The 8,912-nt window shown below is 48.9% G+C and carries 8 protein-coding genes and 1 pseudogene; 6 read left to right on the forward strand and 3 right to left on the reverse strand.

Annotation, left to right across the window (positions count from 1 at the left end):
• Together Q0413_RS09380 and Q0413_RS09385 are read left to right on the forward strand one after the other, a co-directional pair.
• The coding region (locus Q0413_RS09380) for a hypothetical protein (protein WP_298989676.1) at window positions 1-275 on the forward strand (275 nt) is incomplete at its 5' end.
• Window positions 272-1,450 carry a pyridoxal phosphate-dependent aminotransferase gene (locus Q0413_RS09385; protein WP_298989680.1) on the forward strand — a complete coding sequence of 393 codons (1,179 nt, stop codon included), beginning with the start codon at window positions 272-274 and terminating at the stop codon, window positions 1,448-1,450. The genes Q0413_RS09380 and Q0413_RS09385, both read left to right, overlap by 4 nt.
• Before the next feature lie 454 nt (window positions 1,451-1,904).
• Here the strand turns inward: Q0413_RS09385 and Q0413_RS09390 are convergent, their stop codons facing one another.
• The gene (locus Q0413_RS09390) at window positions 1,905-2,093 is read right to left on the reverse strand and encodes a hypothetical protein (RefSeq protein WP_298989683.1); all 189 of its coding nucleotides are present in this window, start codon (window positions 2,091-2,093) and stop codon (window positions 1,905-1,907) included.
• Window positions 2,094-2,826: 733 nt separating this feature from the next.
• Here Q0413_RS09390 and Q0413_RS09395 point away from each other — a divergent pair.
• The gene (locus tag Q0413_RS09395) at window positions 2,827-3,816 is read left to right on the forward strand and encodes a c-type cytochrome (RefSeq protein ID WP_298989688.1); all 990 of its coding nucleotides are present in this window, start codon (window positions 2,827-2,829) and stop codon (window positions 3,814-3,816) included.
• Between the two features lie 268 nt (window positions 3,817-4,084).
• Here the strand turns inward: Q0413_RS09395 and Q0413_RS09400 are convergent, their stop codons facing one another.
• A complete protein-coding gene (locus tag Q0413_RS09400; RefSeq protein WP_298989691.1) occupies window positions 4,085-4,996 on the reverse strand; it encodes a LysR family transcriptional regulator in 912 nt (303 codons plus the stop codon).
• A 140-nt stretch (window positions 4,997-5,136) separates the two neighbouring features.
• Between Q0413_RS09400 and Q0413_RS09405 the strand changes: the two genes are divergently transcribed.
• From Q0413_RS09405 to Q0413_RS09415, 3 genes are all read left to right on the forward strand, one after another.
• Entirely contained in the window at window positions 5,137-6,678 is a 1,542-nt protein-coding gene (locus Q0413_RS09405; RefSeq protein WP_298989694.1) for a flavocytochrome c, read from the forward strand.
• 81 nt (window positions 6,679-6,759) lie between these two features.
• Window positions 6,760-7,191: a cytochrome c3 family protein gene (locus Q0413_RS09410; protein ID WP_298989697.1), complete on the forward strand. Its 432-nt coding sequence runs from the start codon at window positions 6,760-6,762 to the stop codon at window positions 7,189-7,191.
• The gene (locus Q0413_RS09415) at window positions 7,188-7,859 is read left to right on the forward strand and encodes a NapC/NirT family cytochrome c (protein WP_298989698.1); all 672 of its coding nucleotides are present in this window, start codon (window positions 7,188-7,190) and stop codon (window positions 7,857-7,859) included. Before Q0413_RS09410 ends, Q0413_RS09415 begins: the two co-directional genes overlap by 4 nt.
• Window positions 7,860-8,677: 818 nt before the next feature.
• Here Q0413_RS09415 and Q0413_RS09420 read toward each other — a convergent pair.
• Window positions 8,678-8,912, reverse strand: a pseudogene (locus tag Q0413_RS09420) (metalloid reductase RarA); the annotation flags it as partial.

Raw genomic sequence — 8,912 nt, forward strand, 5'->3', positions numbered from 1 at the left:
AAGGTGAGGTAGGCTGCTTGGACTATGATCCGATAATCGGCGGTCAGGATGTCTGCGACGACGCGAAATATGATTTTGAGCTAGGGCAGCGCGATACTGTCGTAGTGACACAGACCTGCCCCTACGGCACGCAGACGATAATCTACAAACTCATCCGTAGCGGAGGCAACTATAAAATCGACGATATCTACGACCAAGACCCAAGTAGCGGCAGGGCTTTTAGCGTCAAAAATCAAATTTTAAATTGTCTAAACCAATCCAAGGAGCATCAATGAAATTAACACTTTCAAGTCGCGTAAGCAAGCTTGGTGAAAGCCTAACGATCGCAATCAGCACTAAAGCCAAACAGATGAAAGCTCAGGGGCAAGATGTCGTGATCCTAAGCGCGGGCGAGCCTGATTTCGATACCGCAGAAGTCGCCAAAAAGGCTGTCATAGAAGCTATGGCTAAGGGCTGCGGAAAATATACGCCGGTTACCGGCACGCCTGAAATTTTAAATTTAATCGCGCAGAAGCTAAAGCGTGATAATGCTCTAAACTACAGGCCTGATCAGATCATCACCAACGTCGGCGCCAAGCACTCGCTATTTAACGCCTTTAACTGCATCTTAAACGAAGGCGATGAGGTCATAATACCGGCGCCTTATTGGGTCACCTACCCCGAAATCGTAAAATTTTGCGGCAGCAAGCCCGTCATCGTAGCCACCAAGGCGGAAAACCGATACAAAATCACCGCCTCGCAGCTCAAAGCCGCGATTACGCCGCGCACGAAAGCGCTGTGCCTTTTCAACCCGAGCAACCCTGCAGGCGCCGTATATTCGCGGCAGGAGCTGCAAGAGCTTGCGGAAGTGCTAAAAGGCACTGAAATTTTGGTAATTGCCGATGAAATTTACGAAAAAATCGTCTTTGGCAAGAGTTTCATAGCCGCAGCAAGCATCAGTGAGGATATGTTCGGGCGCACCGTGACGATCAACGGGCTAAGCAAATGCGGCGCGATGCCCGGCTGGCGCTTCGGCTACACCGCGTGCGCAATCGATGAGCTAAATAAGGCGATGATAAACCTGCAAAGCCAAAGCGTCAGCAACGTAGCAAGCATCGTCCAGGCAGGCGCTATGCCGGTGCTGCGCGGCGAGGCGGATGATTATATCGAGGAGATGAGGCGCGAATACGAGCGCAGGCGCGATTTTGGCACGGACGCGATAGGCGCGATCCCAGGGCTCAGTGTCGTAAAACCAGATGGCGCATTTTATTTCTTCATAGATTGCTCTCAGGTAGAACCTGATAGTATGAAATTCTGCATGCAACTGCTAGATAAAGGGCTCGTAGCCACGGTGCCAGGAAGCGGATTTGGCATGGATGGGCACTTCCGCATAAGCTTTGCGTGCTCTATGGAAAATCTAAAACGCGGCTTTGAGCGCATAGAAAAATTCGTAAAAAATTACCACAGATAGGCACGCTAGCGAAATTTTGATCTAAATTTTAACGCGGCTCGCCGCAGTAATGGATTTTGAGACAAATTTGACTCGACGATACGGCGAATTTTGTGCAAATTTTGCGCGGCGCGACGACGAAATTTTGACCGTAAATTTAGTGCGCACGACAGCAAAATTTAAAACAAATCTAGTGCGGTGCAACTCGGCGGCAAAATTTAATGTAGATCCTGTCGGGCGTAGTACGGCGCGGTGGTAGAATTTTAACGTAATCCCGCGCGGCGCGGCAGCAGAGCTTAACGCTGATCTGACGCGATGCGGCTCCGCGCGATACGGCTTAGCGACGGAATTTATACGACCGCAGGACGCGGTTAAATTTTGTGCCGCCTGAGGCGGCTTGGAATTTTTAGAATTTAATGCGGCGGCTCGGTGCAGTTAAATTTCACGCTGTTTTAATTTATGAGCATTTAAAATTTCATGCCGTTTTATTTAGGAGCGTTAGAATTTCATATCGCCGCATTACGGTGCCTGCCGCGCGAAATTTTATCTCGGCGGCGATATTTCTAGCGCGGATGGTTCGGCGCGGCGCGCAGGCGCGATCCGACCGCCAAAGCTTAAATCCGCTTAAATTTAAAATTCCAAGCCCGCTCGGGTTAAATTTCAAACCTAGAGCCCGTTTAAGGCGAGTGCGGGGAGAGCATAAATACGCGCGCCGCCCAAACGGCGCATAGACGAGACGATCAGCCTCGCCCTATCGCGCCAGTAGACCTAGATACATTTCAAATGCGCCGGCGATCCTGCTGCGATGCACCGCGACATGCTTTTGCAAATCTCGCGCCGAAATACCAATTTGCGACTTGTATTTCGGCGACATACAGCGGTATGCTTTTGCGAATAGCTCGTTTTGCGGCGGCGATACCGAAGCCTGCGCGAGCGACATACCGCGGTTTTGCGAATGAGCGAAATTCGCCCGTTTATCTTATCCGTTCGTTTCCCGCGGTCGTTTGCATGCGCTCTGCATTTATACGCGGCGCGATGCCGCATCCACGACGCAAAAATGAAGCGGTCCGTGCGCGCGACGCAAAAACGCAGCGGCGCGAAATACAGAGGTGCAGGAAACGGCCGAGCAGTGCGGACGAAACGAGCCGTGAAAGGCGCCCTTTAGATTTGCGCTCTCGCAAGCCTTCAAAATCGGCTTTTTTAAAATTTCCCCTACGCGCAGACCGCAAAAATTAGCTTTTCAAAATTTTTTCGCCCGCTCAAATTTTAAAATCGGCTCTTTAAAATTCTCTTCTGTGCGAGCTCTCGAAATTTCTCCTTTTTTAAAATTTTAACGCACATTTAACTAAAAAATTCAATAATTTCAAATGTATATTTTACTTTTTAAAGGAGAACATATGAGAAAAACCACCCTTGTTTTAGCGCTTCCGCTCTTTTTTACGCCCGTTTTAGGCTTTGATGTAGCCAAACTCAACGCCAAAAAAGCCGTGCCGTACGAGAAAAAGACGCAGGAGTTTAGGCTGCCCGTAGGCATCGACGAAAACGGCGTCATAGACGAGGCAAAGCTCGGCGACTCGCCTTATGCAAAGACCGTCATCTACGGCGCGAAGCTCATCAACGAGACGACGAGGTATCTCGGACCGCAAGCAAAGGACGAAAAAATGCGCTTTGCGGGCAACAACCTCTCCTGTTCGAGCTGCCATACGAGCGGCGGCGTCGTGCCCGATCAAAGCCCGTTCGTGGGTATCTACGCGAGATTTCCGCAGTATGTCGCGAGATCGGATCAGCTAGTCACGCTGCAAGACCGCATAAACGGCTGTTTTCAGCGCTCGATGGCGGGCAAAGCGATCCCTACGAACTCCAAAGAGATGCGCGCGATGATCGCCTACATGCACTGGCTCTCTGCAGGATATGAGGTCGGCGCAAAGGTAAAAGGCCAGGGGCTACCGAAGGCGCAGTTTTTAGACCGCGCGGCGGATCCTAAAAAAGGACGCGAAATTTACGCCGCAAAATGCGCCGCCTGCCACGGCGAAAACGGCGAAGGGATAAAAAACGAGGGGTTTGCTCAAAGCGGCGATTACTACACATTCCCCGCGCTTTGGGGCGATGACAGCTACAATACGGGCGCCGGTATGTATAGGCTCATCGAAGGAGCGAGGTATGTCAAAGCCACTATGCCTAAAGGGGACGCCTCGCTAAGCTGGGAGGAAGCTTTCGACGTGACGGCGTATATAAACTCAAAACCGCGCAAGATCAAACCCGATAGAGAGAAAGATTTCCCCGATCTAGACGTCAAGCAGATGGATATGGACGTGGGGCCCTACAACGACGGATTTGACGAGAACGATCACCGCTTCGGCCCATACAAACGCATGATCAAAAAATAAAATCAAACGCCGTCCTCGTGGCGGCGGAATTTTGACGTAAATTTGTCACGGCTTAGCAGCGAAATTTCTACATAAAATTTAATGCGGCTCAATAGCAAATTTAGTGCGACGCGGCACAGAATTTAATACAAATAGCGTGATGCGGCACGGATTTCAAAGCAAATTTGCGATGTGCAGTATGACTTAAAATTTACGAGAATTTGCACAGCGCGATACGGCTCGGCACAGGATTTAAATACGGATTCTGCGTGCCCGTAACCCACGCGCCCTACGCGTCGCTTTTGCCCGCTTTTATCATCTTTATAAATTCCTTTGCGAGCTTGGATGGTTTTTTATACACGACCGAAAACGACACGTCCAAAAGCGGCTCATCTGCGACGTCAAAGAGCGTGATGTAGTCCTTTTGCGTCTCAAAAATGTACCGCGCGAAGCTGAAACTGACGCAAAGCCCCGCCGCGACCATCGCGTTAGCCACGTACAGATAGGAGGTGTCGCAGAAAATTTGAGGCGTAAAGCCCGCGTTTTCAAAGATCTTTTTGAAGTTCGATTCGCTTTTTAAAATTTTACTGCTGATTGCAAATTTATCGGATTTAAACTCGCTAAGCGCGATCTTGGGGTATTTCTCGGTAGAATTTATACTCGCTCGCGAAACAGCAGGATGAGAGGAGCAGACGCTTAGAAGCAGCCTGCGCTTTTTTATAAACTCGCACTCAAGCCCCTCTGCGAAAAGCTCGCCAAAGTGCGCGGCATAGACGATATCAAGCTCGCCGCTTTTTAGCATCTCGATGAGCGCAGGCTCGGAGTGAGCGTGCACGACCCTGATGTCGGCTTTGGAAAACCTACTGTAAAACATCGCGATGATCTTTTCGATAAATTTAAAGCTGGTCGAGGTTGCGCCGATTACGAGCTTGCCCGTCTTAATCGACGAAAGCCCGCGGATTTCGTTATTTAGCTCCTTATTGAGCCTAAGCATATTTTTCGCTCTGGCGATGTAAATTTCGCCGGCATAGGTAAGCTCAAGGCCGTTTTTTCTATCGAAAATTTCGATCCCGAGCTCCTTTTCTAAAAGCATAATGCTCTTTGAAAGCGATGGCTGCGCTATTCCAAGCTCATTCGCCGCTTTTGTAAAGCTTTTAAGCTCCGAAATTTTTACCGCAAATTCCATATGTCGCAGGCTCATTTTTTGCCCCTTCGGTTGAAATTTTATAGCCTTTAGCTATTAAATTATATACCAAATAACATTTGACTTACATAAAGATTTAATATAAAATTACGACATTAATCTTTAAGATTAAAAAATCTCTAAGTAAAGGGGCAAATATGGAGAGACGCGACATACTGAAAATGGGTATGGTAGGAGCCGGTGCACTCGCACTTAGCGCGGTAAATGCACAAGCAAGCGCAGTGGACGCAAAGGACGTCAAATTTGACGAGGAGTGGGATGTAATCATCATCGGTAGCGGCTTTGCGGGGCTTGCGGCGGGCTTAAAAGCAGCCGAGAAAGGCAACAAAGTCTTGATTCTCGAAAAGATGGGTCGTATCGGCGGAAACTCCGTCATCAACGGCGGCGGCATGAGCGTGCCGATGAACCCCGTGCAGGAAAAAACGGGCGTTAAAGACAGCAAAGAGCTATTTATGAATGACTGCCTAAAGGCGGGCCTTGGCATCAACCACCCTGAGCTTTTAAGCACCCTAGCCGATCGCGGCTTGGACGCGTTTAAATTCCTCGTCGATAGCGGCGTGCAATTTAAGATGGATCACTGCGCGCACTTCGGCGGACACAGCGTCGCGCGCTCGATGCTAACTACAAATGATAGCGGCTCTGGCTACATCCAGCCGATGCTTGAAAAATTTGAAGCGCTAAAAGATAAGGGCTGCGAGCTTCGCCGCCGCGCGAAATTTGACGATTTCGTAATGGACGGCGAGCGAGTAGCGGGCGTCGTGATCCGCGAGGAGTATAAATTTGATCCAAATCTCTACAGCGACGATCTTGAAAACACTAGCGGCACAAAAAAGACGCTCAAAGCCAAAAAAGGCGTAGTGCTTGCAGCGGGTGGATTTTGCCGCGATAAAATTTTCCGCAAGCTTCAAGATCCGCGCATTCCTGATGACGTCGATAGTACAAATCACGCTGGAGCTACCGCAGGCGTGCTACTAAAAGCCTTTGAGATCGGCGCATATCCGGTGCAGGTCGATTGGATCCAGTTCGGTCCGTGGGCGAGCCCCGATGAGAAGGGTTTCGGCACCGCTCCGATCCTAACTCAGCAAGGCACCTTTAAATACGGTATCGCCGTGGACGTGCGCACGGGCAAACGCTTTATGAACGAGCTTGCAGATCGCAAGACTAGAGCGGACGCGGAGTTTAAAATTTTACGCGAGGATCCAAAAGCCTATCCGATAACATTCGCCGATACCAAAATGGCGTTTAAAGACCTAAGCGAAGAGGTGATTTCCAAGGGCATGGCAAGCGGTAAGCTAGTGGGCGAATGCGCGAGCCTAGATGAGATCGCCAGCAAATACGGCGTGCCTGCGGATGCACTAAAGCAGAGCGTCAAAAAATACAACGAAGGCGTTAAGGCAAAAAAAGACGAGTTTGGCAAGCAAGAAAGCGCGCTTAGCGAGATCAACGAAGCGGGACCTTTCTACGTCATCCGTCTCTCGCCAAAGCCTCACCACACGATGGGCGGTCTAAAGATCAACACCAAAGCCGAGGTTTTGTCATCTAAGACGAATAAGCCGATCCCAGGGCTTTGGGCTGCAGGCGAGATCACCGGCGGAACTCACGGCGCTAGCCGCTTAGGCACCGTCGCGATCACCGACTGCATAGTTTTCGGAATGATCGCGGGCGAGCAGATCGCCTAATTTAGTCTGAGCGCAAGCTCTTTAAAGCCTTGCTTGGTTAGCGAAAGCAAGCTGGCAAGGCAGTTTTTTAAAAGGTTGTAAATGAAAAATTTCAGTTTTACGGCGCTGTTTCTGTGCTGTATCATCGCGACTTTGTTCGGTGCGCCGAGCGCTAATGACGCCAACGCCACGACAATAGTCGTTTCGGATGAGCTTAGAGCAAAGTACAAACTAAAGCCGCACCACGAGCATTTGGCGTTTGACTGCGTCGATTGCCACGTAAATCAAGGAAGCGATCCGTCTAAATTTAAAAGCATCGGCGACAAGGGCTGTATCAGCTGCCACGGCGACAAAAAGCAGCTCGCTTTGAGGCTAAAATTTATGGATACGCTCAAGGCCAATCCGCACAACTCCGTCCACGACGGTCCTACGCTATACTGCGACGAATGCCACAACGAGCACAAGGCATCTACGAATATGTGTACCGAATGCCACGAGCACGAAGTGCCGCAATGGATGGGGGTGACACCATGAGAATTTCTAAAAAATTACTAGCGCTTATCATCTTAATAAGCGGCATTATAGGGTTTTTCGTCGTCGTGCCGGTGCATTACGCGCTTGAGCAAACAAGTACCGATAAATTCTGCGACGTATGCCACGAAATGGATCCGATGGTGATCGCCTATCAAGAGGACGTCCACTCGGGCAAGGGCAAAACGGGCATCAAAGCTAAATGCGTCGATTGTCACCTACCGCACGACAATATCGTAAAATACGTCTATCAAAAGGCCAAAAACGGCGTGTTGGAAGGCTACTCGCACTTCTTTGACGAGCCCGAAAAATATGACTGGAACAAAAGGCGCGAAAACCGCGAGCACTATGTGTTTGACAACGGCTGCACAAGCTGCCACGCCACCGTGATCGACAGCAAGATCACCTCCGAGCAGGCGCAGCGCATGCACGCGCACTACAAAAAGCTCTTAGGCACCGAGCGCGAGCTAAAATGCGCGAGCTGCCACGTAAGCGCGGGCCACGGCATCGGGCTTCGCAACTACCTAGAGTACTGGCGACCGACGTATAAAATTTACGAAAAGAAGATGATGGAGGAAAAGATCAAAGCAAAGAAGAAATTCTTCGGCGACGAGTATAAACCGAGCGCCGAAGAGCAGGCCTTTATGGACGCTTCTAGCGCGAAGAAATAACGCTTTGGGTTTATAAGCGTTTCAATTCGCGCTTCAATTCATACTCCGCCGCGGGTTAAATTTAAAGCTCAAATTTAGGGCTTAATTTGATCCGCGGTGAGTTAAATTTAGCGAAGTTAAATTTATCTCGCTTTTAATCCCGCTTGATCCGACGGGTAAAATTTTATCCTTTTTCATCTCTTTTGCGCTTTACGGACGAGCTTTAAAATTTATCCAAATTTAAAATTTCATCGAAAGAAGCCGTGCAAAAATCATCGCTTTTTTTGATATTTAGCGCCGTATACTAGGGCGCAGTCAACACCTGCTATATTAAGGGCTAAAGACAAACATCAGTTTGCCGATGTCAGATATACAGTGCGCTTATTCTACGAAATGCTGCTGAAATTTTACTAGATTAAATAGCTACGTTAAATTTAATAGTAAGGCTTTATAATTTTAAAATTTAGCGGAGCGGATCGGCAAATTTAAAATTCCGTCTCCCTGAAATTTCGCCGAATCTATCATTTAAATTTATCGTCTAAATTTCGCCTTTGCTTCATTAAATTTAAGAGTTATGTTAATTTGCGAAGTTTAGATTGAAGCATTTAGCAAGCAAGGGCTCGCTTGATGATACGGATGAGAAAGAGTAAATTTTTCGGGTTTAAACGCCCTTTTTTGCGTCATATATGAGGCAGAATAATACAGATAAGAAAGAGCGGAAAATACTCCGCTCTTTAAAGCTTTAGTTGCCACTTAGATCAAATTTATACGCAGCTTGCAACCATATCTCGTTCTCGTCAAACTTCCTATTTACGCCACTAGCGTAGTGGTCGCTTCTTTCAAGCGCAGTGTAGGTTACGCCCGGCCTTAGAAGCGTAGTTTGCCGTTACCGCCCAGCCCTCTACGTCCATGCTGGTGCCGACCTTCTGGCCCGCAGCCCCGCTAGCATTGATATTATTTGTGCCGCCTACTCTGTCCTGATCGCCCTTTACGTAGTGCAGCGCGGTTTTGAAGCCGTCCAGACCGATAGCGCCGAAGTTATAATCAAGCACGATCTTGTGTGTATCCATACGC

The organism is uncultured Campylobacter sp. (genome assembly GCF_938045465.1).
Taxonomy (GTDB): Bacteria; Campylobacterota; Campylobacteria; order Campylobacterales; family Campylobacteraceae; genus Campylobacter_B.